Origin of the sequence: Xanthomonas sp. 4461, assembly GCF_024806475.1 — a bacterium.
In the GTDB taxonomy this organism is placed as follows: Bacteria; Pseudomonadota; Gammaproteobacteria; order Xanthomonadales; family Xanthomonadaceae; genus Xanthomonas; species Xanthomonas arboricola_F.
Map to the genome: position 1 here is coordinate 147,649 of NZ_JANTYV010000004.1, position 21,219 is coordinate 168,867.

Annotated in this window: 17 protein-coding genes; 6 read left to right on the forward strand and 11 right to left on the reverse strand. The window is 63.0% G+C overall.

The genetic code is table 11. The annotated features are described in order from the left end of the window. Both FHY19_RS15495 and FHY19_RS15500 read left to right on the forward strand, forming a co-directional pair. Positions 1-1,566, forward strand: a complete 1,566-nt coding sequence (locus FHY19_RS15495; protein ID WP_259167084.1) for a tryptophan halogenase family protein — start codon at positions 1-3, stop codon at positions 1,564-1,566. A gap of 136 nt (positions 1,567-1,702) precedes the next feature. Then, positions 1,703-2,713, forward strand: coding sequence for an energy transducer TonB (locus tag FHY19_RS15500; RefSeq protein WP_259167085.1), 1,011 nt, complete (start codon positions 1,703-1,705; stop codon positions 2,711-2,713). 403 nt (positions 2,714-3,116) lie between these two features. On the opposite strand, the gene FHY19_RS15505 is transcribed toward FHY19_RS15500, so the two are convergent. From FHY19_RS15505 to FHY19_RS15535, 7 genes are all read right to left on the reverse strand, one after another. Continuing rightward, entirely contained in the window at positions 3,117-4,310 is a 1,194-nt protein-coding gene (locus FHY19_RS15505) for an ABC transporter permease (RefSeq protein ID WP_259167086.1), read from the reverse strand. Continuing rightward, positions 4,307-5,053: an ATP-binding cassette domain-containing protein gene (locus FHY19_RS15510; protein WP_259167089.1), complete on the reverse strand. Its 747-nt coding sequence runs from the start codon at positions 5,051-5,053 to the stop codon at positions 4,307-4,309. The genes FHY19_RS15505 and FHY19_RS15510 overlap by 4 nt, the downstream gene beginning before the upstream one ends. 31 nt (positions 5,054-5,084) lie before the next feature. Next, positions 5,085-6,668 (reverse strand): alpha/beta hydrolase, encoded by a 1,584-nt coding sequence (locus tag FHY19_RS15515; RefSeq protein ID WP_259167090.1) that lies wholly within the window; start codon positions 6,666-6,668, stop codon positions 5,085-5,087. A gap of 55 nt (positions 6,669-6,723) precedes the next feature. Continuing rightward, positions 6,724-6,924: a helix-turn-helix transcriptional regulator gene (locus tag FHY19_RS15520; protein ID WP_259157304.1), complete on the reverse strand. Its 201-nt coding sequence runs from the start codon at positions 6,922-6,924 to the stop codon at positions 6,724-6,726. Next, entirely contained in the window at positions 6,921-7,508 is a 588-nt protein-coding gene (locus FHY19_RS15525; protein WP_259167091.1) for a hypothetical protein, read from the reverse strand. Before FHY19_RS15525 ends, FHY19_RS15520 begins: the two co-directional genes overlap by 4 nt. Before the next feature lie 591 nt (positions 7,509-8,099). Then, complete coding sequence (locus tag FHY19_RS15530) at positions 8,100-10,343, reverse strand: glycoside hydrolase family 3 protein (RefSeq protein WP_259167092.1); 2,244 nt, start codon at positions 10,341-10,343, stop codon at positions 8,100-8,102. Between the two features lie 334 nt (positions 10,344-10,677). Further along, positions 10,678-11,598, reverse strand: coding sequence for an alpha/beta hydrolase (locus tag FHY19_RS15535; protein WP_259157309.1), 921 nt, complete (start codon positions 11,596-11,598; stop codon positions 10,678-10,680). Positions 11,599-11,710: 112 nt separating this feature from the next. Between FHY19_RS15535 and FHY19_RS15540 the strand changes: the two genes are divergently transcribed. Further along, complete coding sequence (locus tag FHY19_RS15540; RefSeq protein WP_259167094.1) at positions 11,711-12,619, forward strand: LysR family transcriptional regulator; 909 nt, start codon at positions 11,711-11,713, stop codon at positions 12,617-12,619. Positions 12,620-12,902: 283 nt separating this feature from the next. Here the strand turns inward: FHY19_RS15540 and FHY19_RS15545 are convergent, their stop codons facing one another. The 4 genes from FHY19_RS15545 to FHY19_RS15560 form a co-directional block, all read right to left on the reverse strand. Next, positions 12,903-14,720, reverse strand: coding sequence for a DUF885 family protein (locus FHY19_RS15545; protein ID WP_259167095.1), 1,818 nt, complete (start codon positions 14,718-14,720; stop codon positions 12,903-12,905). Positions 14,721-15,781: 1,061 nt separating this feature from the next. Further along, positions 15,782-16,426, reverse strand: coding sequence for an NAD(P)-binding domain-containing protein (locus FHY19_RS15550; protein WP_259167096.1), 645 nt, complete (start codon positions 16,424-16,426; stop codon positions 15,782-15,784). Between the two features lie 166 nt (positions 16,427-16,592). Next, positions 16,593-17,039: an Rrf2 family transcriptional regulator gene (locus FHY19_RS15555; RefSeq protein ID WP_259157316.1), complete on the reverse strand. Its 447-nt coding sequence runs from the start codon at positions 17,037-17,039 to the stop codon at positions 16,593-16,595. A gap of 120 nt (positions 17,040-17,159) precedes the next feature. Next, positions 17,160-18,086 (reverse strand): LysR family transcriptional regulator, encoded by a 927-nt coding sequence (locus FHY19_RS15560; RefSeq protein WP_259167097.1) that lies wholly within the window; start codon positions 18,084-18,086, stop codon positions 17,160-17,162. A 51-nt stretch (positions 18,087-18,137) separates the two neighbouring features. Between FHY19_RS15560 and FHY19_RS15565 the strand changes: the two genes are divergently transcribed. From FHY19_RS15565 to FHY19_RS15575, 3 genes are all read left to right on the forward strand, one after another. Then, a complete protein-coding gene (locus tag FHY19_RS15565; protein ID WP_259167098.1) occupies positions 18,138-19,817 on the forward strand; it encodes a GMC oxidoreductase in 1,680 nt (559 codons plus the stop codon). A gap of 33 nt (positions 19,818-19,850) precedes the next feature. After that, positions 19,851-20,273: a nuclear transport factor 2 family protein gene (locus tag FHY19_RS15570; RefSeq protein WP_259157322.1), complete on the forward strand. Its 423-nt coding sequence runs from the start codon at positions 19,851-19,853 to the stop codon at positions 20,271-20,273. Between the two features lie 156 nt (positions 20,274-20,429). Further along, positions 20,430-21,197 (forward strand): SDR family oxidoreductase, encoded by a 768-nt coding sequence (locus tag FHY19_RS15575; RefSeq protein ID WP_259167099.1) that lies wholly within the window; start codon positions 20,430-20,432, stop codon positions 21,195-21,197. Positions 21,198-21,219: the final 22 nt, after the last annotated feature.

Sequence of the window (21,219 nt, forward strand, 5' to 3'; positions counted from 1 at the left end):
ATGTCGCACGCCGCCCCCTTGCCCCCCCAGCAGCGCCCGGTACGGCGCGTGGTCATCGCCGGTGGCGGCACCGCCGGCTGGATGGCTGCCGCGGCCTTGTCCAAGCTGCTGGGCCGGCAGTTGCAGATCACCCTGGTGGAGTCGGACGAGATCGGCACGGTGGGCGTGGGCGAAGCCACCATCCCCAGCCTGGTCACCTTCCACCGGCTGCTGGAGATCGACGAGGCGACCTTCATGGCCGCCACCCAGGCCACCTTCAAGCTCGGCATCGGCTTCGAGCACTGGCGCGATGTGGACAGGCACTACATCCACTCCTTCGGTCACACCGGCACCGATCACTGGAGCGCGGGGTTTCATCATTTCTGGTTGAAGGGCCGCCAGCGCGGGGTGGCACGCGACTTCGGCGACTACTGCCTGGAACTGCGCGCCGCCCAGGAAGGACGCTTTGCGCACCTGCCCAACGGCGGCATGAATTACGCCTACCACCTGGATGCGGGCCTGTATGCGCGCTTCCTGCGCCGCTTCAGCGAAGGCTTTGGCGTAAAGCGTCTCGAAGGGCGCATCGGCCAGGTCCAGACCGACCCGGACAGCGGTTATCTCACCGCGCTGACGCTGCAGGACGGCACCAGCGTGGAAGGCGACCTGTTCATCGATTGCACCGGCTTTGCGGGATTGCTGATCGGCAAGACGCTGGGCGTGGGCAGCGAGGATTGGTCGCGCTGGTTGTTTGCCGACAGCGCGCTGGCGGTGCAGACCGAATCGGTGGGCCCGCCGGTGACCTATACGCGGTCGCGTGCCGACCAGTCGGGCTGGATGTGGCGCATTCCGCTGCAGCACCGGGTGGGCAACGGCATCGTGTATTCCAGCCGTTATACCGATCAGGACAGTGCCCGGGCGGTGCTGGAGCGCAACCTGCAGGGGCGCGCGCTGACCGAACCGCGGGCGCTGCGCTTCACCCCCAATCAGCGTCACCGCGTGTGGGAAAAGAACTGCGTGGCGCTGGGGCTGGCCAGCGGGTTTCTGGAGCCGATCGAGTCGACCAATATCCACCTGATCCAGCGCGGCATCGTCCGCTTGCTGCAGACCTTCCCGCAGGTGATCAACGCGGTCGACATCGCCGAATACAACCGCCAGGCGGCCGACGAGATCGCACATATCCGCGATTTCGTGATCCTGCATTACCACGCCACCGATCGTCGCGACACGCCGTTCTGGCGCGACTGCGCGGCGATGGAGATTCCCGACTCGCTGCGCCACCGCATGGAGCTGTTCCGCCAGAGCGGGCGCGTGTTCCACCAGGGCAACGAGTTGTTTGCGGAGAACTCCTGGGTGCAGGTGATGCTGGGCCAGGGCATCACCCCGCAGCAGCACCACCCGGTCGCCGACCTGATGGGCGATGCGGAGCTGAGCCATTTTCTGCAGAGCATCCGCCAGCGCGTGGACGCGACCGTGGCCACGTTGCCGCCGCATGCGGACTTCCTGCGCCGCCACTGCCCGGCCCCGCCGCCGCCCGACCCGGCCCCGCGCATGCCCTCGGATGCGGCGCTGGCGGCCCCGGCGGGATAAATTTCGCATCCGGCTGCGGCAACCCTTGGCTTACACCGCCCCAGCAATGCTAGATTGCGGCATTGCCGTCCATTGCGGGAACAATGGCCGGCGCTCGCCGCAACGTTATCTTTCGCACTCGGGGTAAGGGGGACGCATGTTGGATCTGACACAGGGCCGTATGGCACGCCGGATCGCGCCGGTCATTTTGCTGGTTGGCCTGGCTGCCTGCTCCAAGCAGGAAGACAAGGCCGCCGCCACCACGCCTGCCACCGGCGCCACGCCGGCGGCACCGGCGGCACCGACGCCCGCCACCGCGGTGTCGCCACAGGTGCAGTCGATGGCCGCCGACCAGTTGCGCGAATCGGCCACCAAGGCGCTGCAGGACAACCGCATGTACGCCCCGGCCGGCGACAACGCGGTGGAGTACTACCTGGCCCTGCGCGAGAAGCAGCCGCAGGACGCCACCGTCAACAGCGCGCTGACCGATCTGCTGCCGTACACGCTGATCGCCGCCGAACAAGGCATCAGCCGCGAAGAATTTCCAGAGGCGCAGCGCCTGATCGCACTGATCGAAAAGGTCGATCCCAAGGCACCGGCACTGCCGCGCCTGAAGTCGGGCCTGGAGACGGGCATGAAGACCGCCGCCAACCGCTCCGAGCAGGACGCCGAGCAGGCCAAGAAGCTGGTCGAGGACAAGGCCAAGCAGGCCGCCGAGCAGAAGCGTCTGGCCGAACAGCAGACCCGCGAGGCCGCCGCTGCCCAGCAGATTGCCGCCCAGCAGGAAGCCGCCCGCCAGCAGACCGCCGAAGCCGAGCGCCAGGCCGCCGCCCGCCGTCAGGCGGAGGCCCCTGCCCCGACCCCGGCCGCACCACGCCCGGCAGCGGCCGCCGCCGCTGCGGCGCCGGCTGCGCAATCGCTGCGTCCGATCAGCACCCCGGCACCGCGCTATCCACCCGAAGCGCTGCGCGCCGGCACATCGGGCGAAGTGCTGGTCGAGCTCACGGTCGGTACCGACGGCTCGATCACCGCCTCGCGCGTGCTGCGCGCCAACCCGCCGCGCGTGTTCGACCGCGAAGCGCTCAATGCGGTCAAGCGCTGGCGCTTCGAGCCGGTTGCCGCACCGGTGACCACGCGGCGTACGTTGTCGTTCAATCCAGGTGGTTGAGTGGGTGGCTGGGCGATTGCGTGGCTCTGCACGCGGCCGAGTTGGTGCGTTGGTTGTTGATAGTTGATGATTGATGGTTGCTGACGATTGATGCACTGCACTTCTGGCAAATACCAGGCGCCCAACAAAAAGCCCGCAGCGATGCGGGCTTTTTGTTGGCTGGCCATCCGTCCCCTCATCCGCCCTTCGGGCACCTTCTCCCGAGGGGAGAAGGAGTAAAGCCCTCTCCTGCGGGAGAGGGGTTGGGGTGAGGGTACGGCGACCAAGTGGACGTCACGCCCTAAGCAGACAACAAGGACGTTCAATCATTCAACATCAACATGCGTCACCGTGCATTCGTATCGGCAATCCATACCCTCATCCGGCGCTGCGCGCCACCTTCTCCCGGCGGGAGAAGGACACATCAGCCGGAAATCGCCAGCCGCTCCTGGTGATAACGACGCACCGCCGCGTACCACAACACTGCGGCCACACCGAAGCCCGCCAACAGATACACCGCCCAGGTCTGCGCGTTGATCTGCTCGTGGCGAATCACCTTCAGCAGCATCTGGTTCTGCGCCAGGAACGGCACCGCAAAGTGCCATAGCTGGGTCTTCAGCGGATACGCCATCAGCGCGTAGCCCGGCAGCATCGGCAGCAGCAGCAGCCAGGTCATGTGCGCCTGCGCTTCCTTCATGCTCTTGGCAGCGGCAGCCAGATAGGTCAGCAGCGAGGTGCCGATAAACAGCATCGGCACCAGGATGAACAGCATCTGCAGCATCGGCAAAAAACCGACATTGAGCTGGCGCCCCAGGTTCGAGGTGGACAACTGCGCACTCAGCTTGAACGCAAGCAGCGTGAGCAACAACGACACCATGCCGATCACGCAGGCGGCGACGATCTTGCCGCTGACGATCGCACTGCGCGGCGCCGGTGTGGCCAGCAACGGCTCCAGCGACTGGCGTTCGCGCTCGCCGGCGGTGGCATCCAGGATCAGCGAGGCGCCACCCAGAAACGAGGTGATCACCAGCAACACCGGCAACAGCATCGCCATCATCTGGCCACGCTTGGCTTCGGCGGTGGCCAGGTCCTGCGCAGCGATTTCCAGCGGCCGGCCTACCTGCGCATCGATGCCACGCGCCAACAGACGCAACGCACCGACCTGCTGGCTGTAGCCGCTCAGCGCTGCCTGCAGGCGCATGCTGGGCACGTCGGCCTCGCGGCGGGTGCTGTCCTTGATGATTTCCACCAGCGCCGGACGGCCTTCGCGCCAATCGTCGGCATAGCTGTCGCTGATGCGCAGCGCCACGTCCACATCCTGGTTGCGGATCGCCGTGGTCAGATCGGCCGGTGCGTCCACCGCGTTGAGTCCCTGCGCGGCCAGAAACCGCACCAGGTTGGGAGCGTGTTCGCGGCCGAGGGTGGGGATGTCCAGCGGCTTGTCGATCTGCGTGCGCACGCGGCTTTCGCTCAGCGCGCCCATGCCCAGGATCAGGATCGGATACAGCAACGGCGAGAGCAGCAACGCCAATGCCAGGGTACGGCGGTCGCGCGAGATGTCGCGCAGTTCCTTGCGCAGCACCGTCCACAACGTGGCCAACAGGGAACGCTTGCTCATGCGTGCAGTCCTTCTTCCGAGCCGATCGCCTTGACGAAGGCGTCTTCCAGGTTGTCTTCACCGGTCGCCGCGCGCAGTTCGTCGGCGCTGCCGGATGCCACCACCGTGCCCTTGGCGATGATGACGATGCGGTCGCACAGCGCCGCCACCTCTTGCATGATGTGACTGGAAAAGATCACGCAGCGCCCTTCTGCGCGCAGCTGCTGCAGAAAGCCACGCATCGCGCGCGTGGTCATCACGTCCAGGCCATTGGTGGGCTCGTCCAGAATCACGTTGCGCGGGTCGTGCACCAGCGCGCGTGCAATGGCGGTCTTGGTGCGCTGCCCCTGGCTGAACCCTTCGGTCTGGCGGTCGAGAATGTCGTCCATGTCCAATGCGCTGGACAATACCCGTGTGCGCTCGGCGATCTGGCTGCGCGACATGCCGTGCAACTCGCCGAAGTAGGCGATGTTCTCGCGTGCGCTCAACCGCTTGTACACACCGCGCGCATCCGGCAAGACGCCCAGTGCACGGCGTACCGTCACCGGGTCGTGCGCGGCGTCCACGCCATCCACGGCGACGCGCCCCTGGTCCGGCGACATCAAGGTGTAGAGCATGCGCAAGGTGGTGGTCTTGCCCGCACCGTTGGGACCGAGCAGCCCGGTGATCTGGCCGTCGGCAGCGCTGAAACTGACCCCATCGACCGCCGTCACCAGCCCGGTCTTGGTCTTGAACGACTTGTGCAGATTCTCGACGACGATCATGCGTGCGCCTCCGTGGCGTGGTCGATGCGGCTCATGGTTCCCATCCGTTGAACGAGGTGAACGCGGGCACGTTGTTGAGGCTGGCCACACAGCTGGCATCCAGGGCCTTGGCGTCGGTACTCTGCAAGAACTGGCTCAACACCTTGGGCATGCAGCCGAGTCGGAACACGCCATGCCCCTGCCCGGGCGCGATGATGTGGCGGCCGTTGGGCAGACCCTGCAGGACCCGTTGCGCGTAGCGTGGCGGTGTCACCGGATCGAGCTCGCCGGACAGCAGCAAGACCGGCAGCGTCGATACGAACGGCCTGGCGGCATCGGCCGGTGCCGGCTTGGAGGGCCAGACATTGCACGGGGCGAAGAACATCTCGGCCACCTCGTTGCCCAGCAACGTGGCGTCCTTGTCCGTGGGCACGCGATAGCGCCCGGCGTCCTCGCTGCACAACACCGACCATTGCATCGGGCGATTCATCTGATCGGACATGCCCGACGCACTCATCTGCGCCAATGCCATCAGCGACGCATAGCGGCCTGCGGCAGCCTCGTCCAGCACCAGCGGCAGCAGCGACGCGGTTTCCGGTGCATACGAAAATCCGAACGCCAACCCCACCACCGTGTCGGCGGTCACCTGCTCGTGACGCAGCGCGCCGGTGCGCGGGTCGCGATAGTCCACCGCCACCGGCGCCTGGCGCAAGCGCTCGACCACCTGTCGCAGCTGGCTGCGCGTATCGACCGTGAAGCGTTTGGCGCATGCCGGCGTGGATGCGCATTGCTTGGTCTGCAACGCGATCGCATCTTCGAAGGTGCGCGCAAACTCGCCACCGATCACCAGATCGTTGGGCGCCACGCCATCGAGCACCACGCTGCGCGTGTGCTGCGGATAATGCATTGCGTACTGCTGTGCCACGCGCGTGCCGTAGGAGCCGCCGATCAGGTTGAGCTGCTGAACACCCAGCGCTGCGCGTACCGCATCCAGATCGGCGATGGCCTCGGTGGTGGTGAAATAACGCGGGTCGGCATCGTTGCGCAAACCGTCTGCGCACTGCCGCGCGTAGTCGGTGAGCTGGGTCACGCTGGCTGCGGCGCCACCGTCCATTTCCAGCGGCTTGCCGGCCGCATCGCGACATTCCAGCGGGTGCGAACCGCCGGTGCCGCGTTGGTCGACCAGAAAGATGTCGCGCTGCTTGCGTACCTCATGCAAGCCCATGTCCACGATCGCGGCGACCTGCGTCGCCGATTGCCCCGGCCCGCCGGCGATGAAGAACACCGGATCCGGTTTGCTGCCGCCACCGGTGTCGCTTTCCAGCCAGGCGATCTTCAAGGCAATCTGCCGCCCCTTCGGCGCGGCCGGATTTTCCGCCACGTGCAACTGCGCGCATTGCGCTTCGATGTTGCCCGCCGCGCTGCCGGAACTCAGCGTGCACGGTGCAAATTGCAGGCGGCCATAACGATTGCCGGCCGCAGTGCCTTCATGCGTGTCCGTCGTGTGCGGCTGTGCCACACCCGGCTTGGATGCGCCGGCATTGCCGGCAGCAGGCAGCTCGGCACGCTGGCATCCTGCCGCCAGCAGCGCAGCCAGCACCGCGGCGGCCACATTTAGTTGTTTCAGCATGTCCATCCTCTCCTGGTGCCCATTCCCTGACGTTGCCGACGGTCGCGTGTGACCGCCGCAACTACTGACCATCTTCGTAAAGAAACACGTGCTCGATCGGCTCGCCGAACAGGCGTGCGATGCGGAACGCCAACGGCAGGCTGGGATCGTATTTGCCGGTCTCCAACGCATTGACGGTTTGCCGCGACACGCCCAGCTGCTCGGCCAACTCGCCTTGCGACCAGCCGCTGGCTTCGCGCAAGGCACGCACACGGCTGTTCATTGATAGCGGCGTGCATTGATGGCCTTGGTCAGGCCATAGGTGATGCACAGCACCGGAAACACCCAGATCATCGCCGCCGATGCCGGCACCGCAATCAGCTGAGCCGATTCCAGGAAGCCGGCGGTCATGTACGCCAAGCTCACCAGACCCGCGGCAATGGCGATCGATTCAAGCTCGATGCGACGCTGCATTTCATCCGAATCGCGCACAAAACGTGCCACGGCGCGGACCACGAACATCAGCAGCAATGCAGGCAGCAACGCGACCAGAACCCGGATCCAGTTGGCGTGCACGCTGGCCAGCAAATACCGCCAGCACAGCATCACCACCACGTAGGCCAGCATCGGCGGCGCAAGCTCAATGTGGTAGCGGCGGACCAATGCAGGCGGCGCACTGTCGCGCAGGCTATCGCCTGCGACGTGCAGCACCAGCGCCACCAGCAGACCACCCAAGCCGCAGCCGATCAGCAGCCCCTGGGTGTAGTCGCTTACCTGCCACGGCAGCCAGCGCCGCAAGGCGCCCAGCAACATGAGGACAACGCTGCCGACCGGCAGTACACGCAACGCCGCTGTCTTGGCGCTCATCGTGCGTCCAGCGGCGACGTGGATGCCTGCGCGTGGAGCACTGCGCACTGCACGGCAGCACAAGCAGATTCCTCAAGCGTCGCAGCACGGCAAGACACTGCCTGCACCGGCGACATGTTTGCGCTGTTGTTCACCGCACACCCTGTGTCAAGTTCCCTTGACATGCAGCGTGCGCGCAGATCTGCGATGTGTCAAGCGTCCTTTACAACGTCCCGAGAGCAGATGGATGCAGAGATGGACCATCGCCGCAGATCTGCCGGACACCCCCACTCGGCGATGCAGTACGCCCAACACGCGCGCGTGCAGCCCATGTCGCGCGGCCCATCTATGACGCCTGCAGGTTGCCATTCCTGCCTTGGGAGCTTGTTGATTGCGTGTGCATCGCGTGCCGGCACCACGTCACTGGCAGGGGCGGCCCGAGCTCCCGGGAGGACTGACATGCAGCATCGCCCATCGCGCTGGAACGTATGGGACCGGGTTCTACAGCGGCAGGCGCCGCCCCCCTGGTTGTGAGGAGGACGGGCCCGATGCGGCATTAGCCGCTGATTGATCGCATGACCTGAGCGGAACACCGCGAGCCATTACAGTTCGCTAACGCATGAATTTGCGAGCTACCACGTCCAGCGCAACCGACTGGCCTGGATCGGCTGCGTTGTCCGCTACGCGCACGCTGTAGGTGCCTTGCGCAATCGCCCACTGACGCGATGTCGTATCGAACCTGGCGAAAAACCTGGGATCGATTTCCAGTTCCAGCTGCCTGCTCTCGCCAGGCGCAAGTTCGACGCGCTCAAAGGCGCCAAGCCTGTACGCAAATTCAATCGCACCCACACCCGCCACGTACACCTGCGCCACATACGCCCCGGCAAGGTCGCCGCAATTGCAGACGACAAACCGCGCCACGAACCTGCCACCTTCATCGCGCACGTGCAGGTCATGGGTTTCAAAGCGCGTATACGACAACCCGTATCCGAACGGAAACAGGGGGGTCAGGCCGCGAGAGGCAAACCAGCGATAACCGACGTCCGCGCCCTCGACGTTGTAATCCATATGGAAGATCTCGCCCTTGATCGGCTCACCCGGATTGGAGGTCGTGGTTGCCGGATCTCGCTGCTCAGGGTGCGGCAACTGTTCGACGCGCTGTGGGAAGGTGATCGGCAGCCGCCCGGACGGGTTGACGCGGCCAAACAGGATGCCAGCGATGGCTTCCCCGCCACCCTGCCCGGGGTAGAACGCTGCGACCACGCCAACGACGTCGGCAAGCCAAGGCATCGTGACCGGTCCGCCGGAAACGAGCACCACCACCGTGTTTGCATTGGCCTGGGCCACGGCACCGATCAACGCATCCTGCCCATCAGGCAATGAGAGACCCTGGGCATCCTGACCTTCCGAGCGCCATTCTTCGGCCACGACAATGACCGCATCGGCAGCGTGCGCCGCTTTGACGGCGGCGTCCGCATCGTTCGCGCTCACATAGTCGACCTGCGCCGCACACGCTTCGGCCTTGATCGCGTGCAACACCGAACTGGGGTGGTAGACCTTCTCCATCACCGTTCCCATGAACTCGAAGCCCGGCTTGGTCACACTCCCGATCGGAGTGACGGCAGACGAGCCGCCCCCTGCCACGACACCGATGTCCGCCTGGGTGCCAATGACGACGATGCGGCTGGCGCCTCTGGCAAGAGGCAGTGCATCTGCCTGGTTCTTGAGCAACACGATGCCCTGCTCGGCAGACCGCTGCGCCAACAGTCGATGCGCGGAGTAGTCGATTGCAGCGCCAGGCTGGGGCGGATTGTCGATGACCCCCACAGCGAAGAGGCTTCGCAGCTGACGATGCACAATGTCGTCGATACGCGCCTGGGGAACCAGGCCCTTGCCGACGGACGTTCGCAGCGGCTCGCCGAAATACGGTTCAGGGTCCAGGTTCGCTCCGGATTGGACGTCCAGTCCGGCAAGTGCGGCCTTTTCGACCGAATGGGTCGCCCCCCAGTCGGACATCACCCAACCCGGATACCCCCATTCTCCTTTCAACACAGTGTTGATGAGGTAAGCATTTTCGCTGGCCCACTCTCCGTTGACCAGGTTGTAGCCTGGCATCACGGCACCTGGCTCACCGAGCTCGATGGCGATTTTGAAGGCAAGCAGGTCCGACTCATGGAGCGCCTGATCCGCGATGTCCGAGCTCACCACCACGCGCCCTGTTTCTTGCGGATTGATCGCAAAATGCTTGACGGTGGACACCACCCCTTGCGACTGAATACCCGCGACCGAGTTGCCGGCGATCACACCGGTGAGTAGCGGGTCTTCGGAGACATACTCGAAGTTGCGTCCACCGCGTGGCTCCCGCACCAGGTTCGCCCCGCCTGCCAACTGCACATTGAAGCCCTTGGCCCTGGCTTCCTGCCCGACCATCGCACCGGTTTCGCGCGCCATGACGGGGTTGAAGGTGGCTCCCAGCAACAACGACGATGGAAGCGCCGTGGCGTTATCGCCAGGACGCACATTCGCCAGATTTCCCACACCCAGGCTTGCATCGGTTTGCTGTTGCGCAGGAATCCCCAGACGCGGCACTGCCGGGTAGTAGGCCGCTGATCCGAGGGCACCTTCCGGCTTGTCGCTGCCCGCAATCGGAATTGCCATTGGCCCGGACAACCATGCAAATTTCTCGTCTTCGGTCATCGCCTGAACCACCAGAGACGCCCGCGTCTCAGGTGGCAGGCTTGCGTCGGACCAGGGAAATTGCTGCGCGCGGGTAGCGTCCGATCGAGCATGGCCCTTGCGCGTGACGCTCGCGCTATCCGTGGCTCCAGGCGTATCGCGGTGACGGGTGTTGTCCAAGATGGAACTCCTGAAAATTTCCCTGAAAAATACGCTTCCGGGAGTATGGAGGTGATGAAGCGCGGCTCTCGAATACGCGCCTGACGCGAGCATCGGACCGCTTGACGCGCAAGGCAAAGCTGCGCGTTGGCATTCAATGAAAGATGGCTTGCCCGGACCGGCGAACAGCAGATGGCGAGGGTCGCCGGACACGGCGAGCGAGGCGACTTCACAGCAGTCTTATCCAACGCCATTGTGCTATCTGCCTTGTAGCCGATAGCACAGTGTTCAAGGAACAGCATCGGCAGATAGCGCGTACCGACACTTCTGCCAGGCCATCACTACATCGCTAGGCTCAGCTCCTTTCGAGCTGCGCACTCAAGAAACGCACCGAGCTTGCTAGTGCTTCGCGCGCCTCGGGAAGTGCGTTGGCAAAGAAGTGCCACGCATGGAACATGCCCGGCCAGACTTCGAGGTCGACCCGGACACGGTTGTCTCCAAGATGAGTCGCCAGGCGCATCGCGTCGCTCAACATCAACTCGTTCTCGCCGATCTGAATCTGGATCGGTGGCAGGCCGGTGACATCGGCGAATACGGGAGATGCCATCGGATGATTGGGCAACGCATCGCCCAGGAAGGTGCGAGCCAGGAAACGCAGTCCCGCCGCGGTGTTCAGCGGATCGAGTCCTTCGCGATTGGTGACCGATGCTCCGGTGTGCTCCAGATTCGCCCACGGCGAAATGGCGGTGCCGGCTGCAGGAAGAGGCAGGCCTGCGTTGCGCGCCGCCACCATGACCGAAACCACCATGGCGCCGCCAGCCGATTCGCCGGCAAAAACGATCTTTTGCGCCGGGATGCCCAACGCAAGAAGCCCCTTGTAGGCCGCCAGCGTGTCTTCGATTGGCGTAGGGAAAGGATATTCGGGAGCAAGCCTGTAATCGGGCATGTAGACCCTGGCGCCCAGCATCTGCGCATAGTTGCCACCTATTCCATGATATCCATCGGGCGCACCGACGATGTAGGCGCCGCCGTGGATGTAGAACAGCACCGCGTCCGTTGTCTGCGCTGGTGGCGTCACCAAGGTTGTAGGCACGCCGCCCAGCTCGATCTTCTCAAAACTCACGCCTGCTGGCGGAAGCTGCCTGGCGAGCATGCTCACGTAGCTTTTGCGAATTTCTTCCATCGTGAGCGCTTGGTTTTCCCCGGTCACCACCGGGGCAAGCTCTGCCAAGCTCTCAGCCCAATCTTTGACGCTTGCCTTGACGCTCTCGTTCATGGGATTTCCCTCAATTGGTAATTGGTTCTTAAAAAACCGAATGCCAAGATTAGGCGCATGATTGGGGAATGGGGTTCCCTACTGTTCCGGCGATCGATCCCTAGAGGCCTGCGTGGAATTCACAAACATAAACGACATTATCGCGTTCGTTACGGCCGTCGATAGCGGCAATTACACGCTGGCCGCCAAACGCCTGGGGTTGACGCGCTCGGCCGTCGGCAAGCGTGTCGTTCGCTTGGAGGAACGACTGGGTATGCGGCTGTTGAACAGGACAACCAGGAGCTTGAGCCTGACAGACGATGGACAAGTGCTCTATGCCAGAAGCTCTCTGATCCTCGAGGATCTGAAGGAGACCGAGACTGCGATGGCGCTTCGCTCGGAAGCCCCCTATGGCAGCCTTGCCCTGAGTGTTCCTGTGACATTAGGGGTGCGGTTTGTGCTTCCTGTGCTGGAGCGGTTCATCGAGGCGTGGCCCAACGTCAGCGCAGTTGTGCAGTATTCCGATCGCTTTGTGGACCTGATTGAAGATGGTATCGACATTGCGGTACGCACCGGCCCTGCGCGCGAGGACTCTCGCATCTTCAGTCGCACCGTCACTCACCAACGCATGCTCACTTGCGCATCGCCCGGTTACTTGGCCAAGCACGACGAGCCAGCCACCCCCGCTGATCTGTCTCTGCACCATTGCTGTTTCTTCCTGGACGAAGGACGCCCAAGACCGTGGACATTCCGAACAGAAGAAGGCGATGTCTCCTTTTCGGATGCAAGCAGGCTTGTCATGGATAGCGGGGAAGCCTTGCAACACGCGGCCTGCGCAGGTGTGGGAGTCGCCCAACTTCCTGACTATCTCATCCGAGACGACCTCGAATCGGGAAGGCTGGTCAGGGTGTTGGAAAAATTCGAGCCCCCTCCTGAGCCCATCCGCATCGTCTACCCGAGCAAGCGCCACCTTTCGCCCAAGATCCGTCGCTTCATTGATCTACTGAGCGACGAATGGACAGCTGATCCACCAGGGGGCTAAGGGCTCAGGCACCTGCCCAATGGCTAAGGTCGCAGCCTTGGGCGTGGCTAGCGTCCAAGGGTATCCATCCATTGGCAGTGCGCTCGCGGCGCTGGACACGGTCGCCAATGGAGGATGAGCGATGTGGCCTTGGTGATCGGCATCGCGCTGCGCGACATGGCCGACCAGGCCCTGCTCGTCATCCAATGTCAGTTGCTTGGCTCGCTCGCCGACGTGAGCAGATCGTGTGGCGGATCTTTGGCGCCTTGCGCAGAGGTTTCCCGTACCAAGGCCGAGCTGCCGCTCATCGGCGCGGCTCTTGCTCGGCCTTGGTCTCTGCAATCCACTGGCGTACGCGCTGTTGCAGGATCGTCAGCGGCATTGCGCCGTCGCCCAGCACCGCTGTGTGGAACGCGCGTATGTCGAAGCGATCGCCCAGCTCCTTTTGGGCTTCCTCACGAAGCGTCATGAATTGCAGTTGGCCCAGCTTGTAGCCCAGCACCTGGCCCGGCCACGCGATATAACGATCCGTTTCGGCCTGCATGCTGCCCTCGTCGTCCGACGGGTGGGCGTGAAAGAACGCCATCATCTGCTGACGATTCCAGCGCTTGTAATGCACGCCCGTGTCCAGAATCAGGCGATTGGCGCGCAACAGATCGGCCGACAGCCTGCCATAGTCGCTATAGGGGTCCTTGAACAACCCGACGTCCTTGCCCAGTCGCTCGGCATACATTGCCCAACCTTCACCGTAGGCGTTGTAACCACCCTGCTGACGGAACGGCGGCAACGGCAGGGTCTGCGCAAGCGAGACCTGCAGATGATGGCCCGGCACGCCCTCGTGGTAAGCGATGACCTCCATGTTGATCAGGGTACGTTGGGCGACATCGCTGACGTTGACACTCACCATTGCCGGCTTGCTGCTATCCGGGCTGCTCTGCAGGTACATGGCGGGGGGAGATCTGCCCCGGAATCCCGGCATGGCCTCAACACCGAGAGACTGTTGCGGCAACTTCTCGAACAGCTTGGGTAGCTCTTGCTGCATTCCTGCAACATAGTGCCGGTACTGCTCCAAGATCTGCTCGGAGGAAGTAGCGAAGTGGCGCTTGTCGGTCGCCACCGCCTTGCGGAAGCTGCCCAGATCCGCATAGCCCTGGGCCTTGGCGATCGCGGTCATCTCTTGTTCGATGCGCACGACTTCCTTCAGCCCGATCTGGTGAATCTCCTCTGGCGACAGATCGGTAGTGGTTTCGGTATGGATGGCGTAACGATAGCGTCGCTCACCGTCGGGAAGCGACCACAGTCCTTCCTGCAGACGCCCCTGCGGGGCGTATTCGTTGCGGACGAAGGCAGATAGCTTGGCATAGGCCGGCCGGACCTGCTGATCGATGGCTGCCACCAGTTGTGTCCTCAGCGCCTCGCGCTTCTCTGCCGGCACCACGCCATCGAGATTCTTCAGCGGCGAGGCAAACGGATTTTTTCCTCCAGCCTGGGCCACCATGCTGTCGATCTGCTCAGGCACACGCTCGAGCAAATAGCGCGGCTGCATCAGACCATCCTTCGCGCCCTGGCGCGAGACATCGATGATCTGATCGACCACGGTGGGAAGCGTCTGCAGTCGCTTGATGTAATCCTGATAGTCCTTCACGGTTTCGAAGGGAAAACTGTCGGCATACCCGGCCAGTGTCAGCTGGATGCCGACGATGGGATCCAGCTGCATTTCGTATGTTTTCAGGTCGATACCTTCCAGCGTATCGCGCAATTGCCCGATCATCATCTGCAGGCTGAGTTGACGTTGTTCGTCCAGCACTCGGCCATCCACCGCCTCGAACCGCCTGAGCAGATCCGCAACGTCGGCGCGCTGTTTTTGCATTCCCTGCGCTGAATAGTCACTCCATCGGTCGTTATAGCGCCTGTCGCCGATGGTGCTTGCGAACTCCGGCGATTGTTTCAACTGCTGTTGCCACTGCATGTCGAGCAGCGCATCGAAGGCCTTGGCGGCTTGTTCGGCAGTGGGTGCAAGCGTTGCGGTGGCCGCCTTGTCCGCCGCGGGCGGCGCCGGCTTGCAGGCGGTGAACGCTGCAGCTGCAAGCAGACCGATGGTAAAAGGGCGCACAACCTTCATGTAGTCGTTCCAATTGACGAGAAAAAGGCTGGATCGAGCCTTGCATTACGGCGACGTCGCTGATTGCATGGAATCTGCTCCTGTCGCTGCGCTGGAGCGCAGCCTCATAAAGGCAGACCTGCGCCCTGCACGATCCATGCGCGGCCGGGCGCAGTACAACCTAATGAGCATGCAATTTCTGCTTCCAACCTGTGCATTTCCGGGTTCTACCAAGCGCACGCCTGCCTGAGACACCTGTTCATTCACACGCACCAATCGTCGCAGCACCGCATGCGGTGTTCGGTCGCAGGAGCATATATGGCCGTGCCATCGTATGGCGGGTCGTCCTCGGTGCAGCTTCGCGTTGAGCGCCATTGACCGCGAAAACGCGTCAATGGCGCGCGGGCGCTGCGAAGGTCCAATTAGCGCGTCGATCAGTTGCACGGCGGTGGGCGGCGTCTGCAGGCGCTGCAGCGGGTTCCTGCGGAAATCTGGACCACGCCGGCGATCAATCCCTTGGCGGGCTGAAACGAACAGATCCCATGAAAGGTCTGCTTCACCGACAGCCAGATCATCGCCGCTTTCAAGCAGCCGAGGGTGGCTTACCGTCTGCCCTATGCTGACAAGAAGGGATCAGCTCGCTGACGTCTTAGACATGGCACCAGCTTTGGCGACATGGACGCCTCGATGGTGTCCCGGCTCGAAGAGCTACCTTAGGAGAATCGACGGCTGAAAGAGACCTGCGTTGACGCGCAGCTCCGGGCCGACCTGCTGACAGATGCACTCTCAAAATGGTGTGGCCATCTCAGCGACGCCGGATGACCGCAGGCCCTGCCAACCCGGGCGAGGGCATCAAGCGGAGCATACCGGGAAGCCTGGATGCCATAGTGCAGGGGAACAGTGCTTGTTTCGCTGACATGCCCGATCGGCAGGGGTCACCGGTATCGACAATGCTCCAGCCAGCGGCAGATGGGCGTTGGTATTTCAGCAGCCTCTCAGCTGTGTGCAAGTCTTAGCGACTTGCAACACAGCACGGACGGATGAAATGGAACTCGATCCGTCCGCAACCTTGTGCGATACGCTCAGAGCTTTACGAAGTTCTGTGCGGATAGCGAGCCGAAAGGAAGCGATGCAAGCGGCCCGCCGACATCGAGCGATCCGAGGTTGACCGGCGCAAAGCCCATCGCGTCGATGAGTGCGTGGACCTCGGCCTTGGCGGCAGCGTCGTCCCCGGAATAGAACAGCACCCGCTTGCCACCGGCGACTTCGGGCTCGGCCAGGACATTGACGTCGAGGTGATTGAACGCCTTGACCACCCTTGCCCCTGGCACGAACTGCTTGAAGACCTCGCTCGAGTGCTTGCCCGCCAGATCCACTGCCTTGATGCCGTAGGCTGCCAGTGGATTGTTCGGATCGTTGGCGTCCGGAGAAGCCGGATCGATAAACTCCACCGGATTGGTGCCGTCGATCACGATGCGTCCATTCCACGCCGGCAGGCCAGTCATGACGTTCTCGGCATCGACCCAGCGTATCGCAGCAATCACGATGTCGGCGCTCGCCGCTTCGGCTGTGGTGACTGCGGTGATCGAGGGGCCAAGCTCATCGACCAGCGCAGCGAGCGAAGCCGGCCCACGGCTGTTTGAAATCGATGCTGCAATTCCTTTTTTGGCGAGTGCACGTGCGACGTTGGCGCCCAGCGCGCCAGAACCAATAATGCCGATGCTCATGATCCATATCCTGTTGACGTGATTGAAGTGATTGAAGTGATTGAAGTGAGGGGTTGTAGAAGTGAGTGAAGTCGCCAGCACCCCAAGCCACTGGCAGCTCTGTTGTCGCCTTGATTCCGCAAATTGCATGTGTGTCGTCGACTTAACGACATTTAAGACAAAAACATTACCAGACCAGGGGAATCGAGAAGTTTCCCAGCCGAGCGACGTCGCGGGCCAAATCCGCGATGGTTGTTTTCCCAAGCTCGCCTTCCAGTGCTTTGCGAGCTCGGGTCAATGTCGGTTCAAGCGCGGCCAGGATGTTGCCGCCCACCGCACAGTTCTCGCAGGGCGGCGTCCGATGCACCGAAAACAGCTCCGTGTCCTCCACAGCCGCATAGACGTCCAACAGCTTGATCTGTTTCGCCGGTTTGGCCAGCATCGCGCCACCACCGGCGCCAAGTTGCGAGCGCGTCAGCCCTGCCTCGCTGAGGCGTGACAGCAGCCCACGGATGACAACGGCACCGGTGTTGGCCGAATACGCCAGATCGTCCGAACGCATCGGCGTGCCGTCGCCCACTGCAAGCGCAGTGAGGATGTGGGTGGCAACGGCGAAACGGCTGCTGGTCGGCATGTCCTGAGGTCGATCTAGTGAATGTGTGTAACAAACACTAATACACTTTTTTGGGTGTGTCCAGCTTTTTTGTTTCTGCTCGTCCGGGCGTCATTCGACGCACCGATCGCCCATGCCCGGCTACTGCGCCAGGTCCGTTGCGACCTGCCGACCCCTGGTGCACTGCTTCAGACGCTCAATCATCCAGCGACCTGCAGGCCCCGGCGGGGCGCTCATGCGATAGATCGCCGAGATGGGCATCCGATGCCCTCCCACCGGCATCCCCTCGATCGGGAGCACAACCAGCCGTCCTTCAGCGATGTCTTTTGAAACCGCGTGAAACGGCATGCCGCCCCAACCCAGACCGCTGACAAGAAAAGCATGCTTGGTAAACAGGTCCGCCAGCCGCCAGGTCAGCGGAGACAGCACACCGAACTCCTGCCCTTCCGAGATGCTCGATCGGTCCGTCAACACCAGTTGCACATGCTTGGCAAGCTCCTCGCGCGGGATCGGCCCGTCATAGCTGGCAAGCGGATGATGACTGGCGGCCACCCTGACAAAGTCGATGGTGGCAACTTGTTCCGACTCCAGGCCACTAGGCAACATCTGCAAGGACCCGACAACACCAAAGCTGGCCCGGCCATCGACAACCGGCTGCATCGCGCCACCCAGCGCCTCGACAAATAGCCGCAGCGGCGTATCCGGAAACTGGATCCGAAATTCGTGGGCAACCTCTGCCATGGCAGTGATCGGGAAAAAGACGTCGATCACTGCAACGAGCTCAGGCTCCAGCCCCGCGGATATCCCTTTCGCCCGGGCTTTCAGATTCTCCACGCCCGCCATGATGGTTCTCGCGTCCGCCAGGAGCACCCTCCCTTCCGGGGTCAGCTTGGGATATCGCCCCTGCCGATCGAACAGGCGCACGCCAAGCTGCCGTTCAAGATTGTTCATGGTTTCCGAGATGGCGGACTGGGTGCGTCGAAGGCGTCTGCCCGCCGAAGAAAAGCTGCCTTCTTCGGCTGAGGCGATGAAAGTTCTCAATTGATCGAGCGATAGACCATCCAGCATGTTGGCGCCTTCTGTGATTTGTGCTTACCGGCTCATCCAACGGATTAACCGATGGATCGCATCGAAAAATACAGGCTTGTTGACTACAACGCGCGGATGTCAGCATCGCCGCCACACGTTTGGGAGCCACTGCCGATGATCGATCGTAACGCCGCAGGAAGCACCGGTGAGGATCTACCGCAGCCTCGTTCCAACAAGGCGGGCGTCGTCGATTCGTCGGGTTCCCCCTACGACCTGATCATCGTTGGGGGTGGGTCCGCCGGCGCCGTGCTGGCCAACCGGCTGAGTGCCGATTCCTCGCGTCGCGTTCTGCTGATCGAGGCAGGCGTGGCCTATGCACCCGACGCTTATCCGGACGCCGTGCGGCGTCAGGACCTGGTGGGCGGCGACTCGCAGCACAACTGGGGCTTTCAATCGCAGCCCGGGCTGCTTGGCAGAAGCATGCCGCTCAATCGCGGCAAGGTGCTTGGGGGCTCGTCGGCGATCAACGGTGCAGTGGCGATGCGGTTGCCGAAGTCGGACCACGAGCGCTGGGCCCGGGACTACGATCTGCAGGCATTGAGCTGGGACGCCACCCAGCCGTTCTACCAGTCGCTGGAGCGTACCTCCGGCAGCGGTGGCGCCGGCCACGACGGTCCTTTCCCCGTCCATCAGCTCGGCGACGAGGAAGTGTCGGACCAGCATCGCGCCTTCATTGCCTCCGCCCTCGCCGCCGGCCATCAACGCTCGGCCGGGTTTGCGACCGCAGATCCACTGGGCGTCGGTCCTTATGTCATGAACACACGCATGGGGGTGCGGCTGACGACCGGCATGACGCTGTTGAGCGAGGCGGTGCGTGCGCGCACCAACCTGACCATTCGCGACCAGGTGCTGGTCGATGCCGTCGTACTGGAAGGCAGGCGCGCCATCGGAGTCCGTCTGGCCGGTGGCGAGGTGATTCGTGCTGACACCGTCGTTCTGTCGGCAGGCACCTACGCCAGTCCTGCGATCCTGATGCGCTCTGGCATCGGCCCTGGCGACACGCTGCGCGGCCTCGGTATCGATGTCGTTGCCGACCTGCCGGTTGGCCGTCGCCTGCAGGACCACCCGCTGGTACCGACCGTGTGGTCGATCAAGAAGGAGGCGGTCGGGCTGCCGTACCCGCCCATCGGCGCCATGCTGTGGACGCAATCGCAGCATGCGGTCGGGGATGAAGCCGACCTCAATATCAGCACCGCGGCGTTGCCCGCCAATGGGCAGTCATCCGACACCGCGATGTTCCTGCTGTTCGCGGCCTTGGTGCGCCCGCGGTCGGTCGGCTCTGTGACCATCGCCAGCCGCGACCCTCAGGCGGCACCCATCATCGATCTTGGCTTCCTCAGTGATCCAGGCGATCGGGAACGCTTGATCGACGGCGTGGAGATGATCCGCGACATCGCCCGGCATCAACCATTTGCAGATGTCGTCGGCGGCGAGCTCGCGCCCGGCGCGGCTGCCAGCGATCGCGCCGCTCTGGATGCCACGCTGCCTGCCAGCGTGGCGACCTATCAACATCCAACCTCCACTGTGCCGATGGGCGGCGAGCGCGATCCGACTGCCGTGGTCGATACCGATGGCCGCGTCCGCGGCGTCGAGCGATTGCGCGTCGTCGATGCATCGATCTGGCCAGACGTCCCTTCGGTCGCGACAGCGTTTCCCACCATGATGCTGGCCGAACGTATCGCATCCAACTGGGTCTGGCCAAAGGCCTGACCCAGCCACACCACAAACCCACCGGAGCAACGCATGAGCCACCCAGACACCCACACCGCCGTCCAGCTTCTGAAGCGCACCCTGGACACGTTTCTGGCCAAGGACATGAAAGGCTGGTCAGAACTGTGCGACGAGAATGTCGTCGTCGAGTTCCCGTTCGCACCCGACGTGTCGTCCAGGAAACTGGTCGGTCGCGCAGCGATCTACGAGTACCTGCGCAATTACCCGAACGTAATCGACGTCAAGACTATCCCGAGCCTGAAGATCCATGCCACCGACGACCCCAACGTGGCGATCGCCGAGTGGAGTGCATCGGGTACGGTCATCTCCAACGGCAACCCGTATGAAATGAGCTATGCCACGGTGGTGACGTTCAAGAATGGCCTGGTGGTCAATTACCGCGAGTACTGGAATCCGATGGCGTTTCTTGCCGCATTGAGCGACGCAAAGTTCTAAGCGCGCGATCGCTGGGAGCCTGCACGCATCGCCCAGGCAAGGCGTGCAGGTTGCCACAGGCCGCAGCGGCCTGGATTCAACGTCTCTCCATGAATGTCAGCGCCAAAGTAGCCTGCGGCACCGCGGTGTGACGGCGCACGCCCGAAGGAAAGGACAATGGCGGAAAATACACCCAAGTTGGCAATGATCACCGGCGGCGGCCGCGGGCTCGGCCGCAGTACGGCACTGGCTCTTGCACGCAACGGGGTCGATGTCGTGCTGACCTACACGTCGCAGGAACACAGCGTGCGTGAGGTCGCGCGCGAAGTGGAGCAGCTTGGCAGAAAAGCAGCCGTGCTTCGCCTCGATACCGCAGAGATCAGCGCGTTTCCCGAGTTCGTCGCCAGATTACGTGCAAGTCTCACTGCAACCTGGTCGCGCGACCACATCGACTTCCTGGTCAACAATGCAGGTATCGGGCTGGCAGCGCCAATCGGACAGAGCACGGAGGCCATGTTCGATCAATTGATGGCGGTTCATCTCAAGGGCGTGTTTTTCCTGACCCAAGCGTTGCTGCCGCTCATCGCAGACGGTGGCCGCATCGTCAACCTGTCGAGTGGGCTGACCCGCTTCGCGCTGCCAGGGTATGCGGCCTACGCGATGATGAAAGGCGGCATCGAGGTCTTCACCCGCTACCTGGCAAAGGAACTTGGCCCACGCGGCATCACCGTCAATGCGGTGGCGCCAGGCGCCATCGAGACCGATTTTGGCGGTGGTGTGGTGCGCGACAACGCAGCACTCAACACGCTGATCTCCACGCAGACTGCGCTTGGTCGTGTGGGCCTGCCAGATGACATTGGACCGGTGATTGCCGGACTGCTGTCAGACGGCAATGGCTGGATCAACGCACAACGTATCGAAGCCTCCGGCGGCATGTTCATCTAAAACCTCGCAATCACTGTGGAAA

What these genes read in the sequence shown, in the direction of transcription:
- FHY19_RS15550 (WP_259167096.1), bottom strand. Translation starts at nt 16,426, where the DNA reads ATGAGCATCGGCATTATTGGTTCTGGCGCGCTGGGCGCCAACGTCGCA.
- FHY19_RS15570 (WP_259157322.1), top strand. Translation starts at nt 19,851, where the DNA reads ATGAGCCACCCAGACACCCACACCGCCGTCCAGCTTCTGAAGCGCACC.
- FHY19_RS15500 (WP_259167085.1), top strand. Translation starts at nt 1,703, where the DNA reads ATGTTGGATCTGACACAGGGCCGTATGGCACGCCGGATCGCGCCGGTC.
- FHY19_RS15510 (WP_259167089.1), bottom strand. Translation starts at nt 5,053, where the DNA reads ATGATCGTCGTCGAGAATCTGCACAAGTCGTTCAAGACCAAGACCGGG.
- FHY19_RS15520 (WP_259157304.1), bottom strand. Translation starts at nt 6,924, where the DNA reads ATGAACAGCCGTGTGCGTGCCTTGCGCGAAGCCAGCGGCTGGTCGCAA.
- FHY19_RS15515 (WP_259167090.1), bottom strand. Translation starts at nt 6,668, where the DNA reads ATGGACATGCTGAAACAACTAAATGTGGCCGCCGCGGTGCTGGCTGCG.
- FHY19_RS15565 (WP_259167098.1), top strand. Translation starts at nt 18,138, where the DNA reads ATGGATCGCATCGAAAAATACAGGCTTGTTGACTACAACGCGCGGATG.
- FHY19_RS15545 (WP_259167095.1), bottom strand. Translation starts at nt 14,720, where the DNA reads ATGAAGGTTGTGCGCCCTTTTACCATCGGTCTGCTTGCAGCTGCAGCG.
- FHY19_RS15505 (WP_259167086.1), bottom strand. Translation starts at nt 4,310, where the DNA reads ATGAGCAAGCGTTCCCTGTTGGCCACGTTGTGGACGGTGCTGCGCAAG.
- FHY19_RS15560 (WP_259167097.1), bottom strand. Translation starts at nt 18,086, where the DNA reads ATGCTGGATGGTCTATCGCTCGATCAATTGAGAACTTTCATCGCCTCA.
- FHY19_RS15525 (WP_259167091.1), bottom strand. Translation starts at nt 7,508, where the DNA reads ATGAGCGCCAAGACAGCGGCGTTGCGTGTACTGCCGGTCGGCAGCGTT.
- FHY19_RS15535 (WP_259157309.1), bottom strand. Translation starts at nt 11,598, where the DNA reads ATGAACGAGAGCGTCAAGGCAAGCGTCAAAGATTGGGCTGAGAGCTTG.
- FHY19_RS15555 (WP_259157316.1), bottom strand. Translation starts at nt 17,039, where the DNA reads ATGCCGACCAGCAGCCGTTTCGCCGTTGCCACCCACATCCTCACTGCG.
- FHY19_RS15575 (WP_259167099.1), top strand. Translation starts at nt 20,430, where the DNA reads ATGGCGGAAAATACACCCAAGTTGGCAATGATCACCGGCGGCGGCCGC.
- FHY19_RS15495 (WP_259167084.1), top strand. Translation starts at nt 1, where the DNA reads ATGTCGCACGCCGCCCCCTTGCCCCCCCAGCAGCGCCCGGTACGGCGC.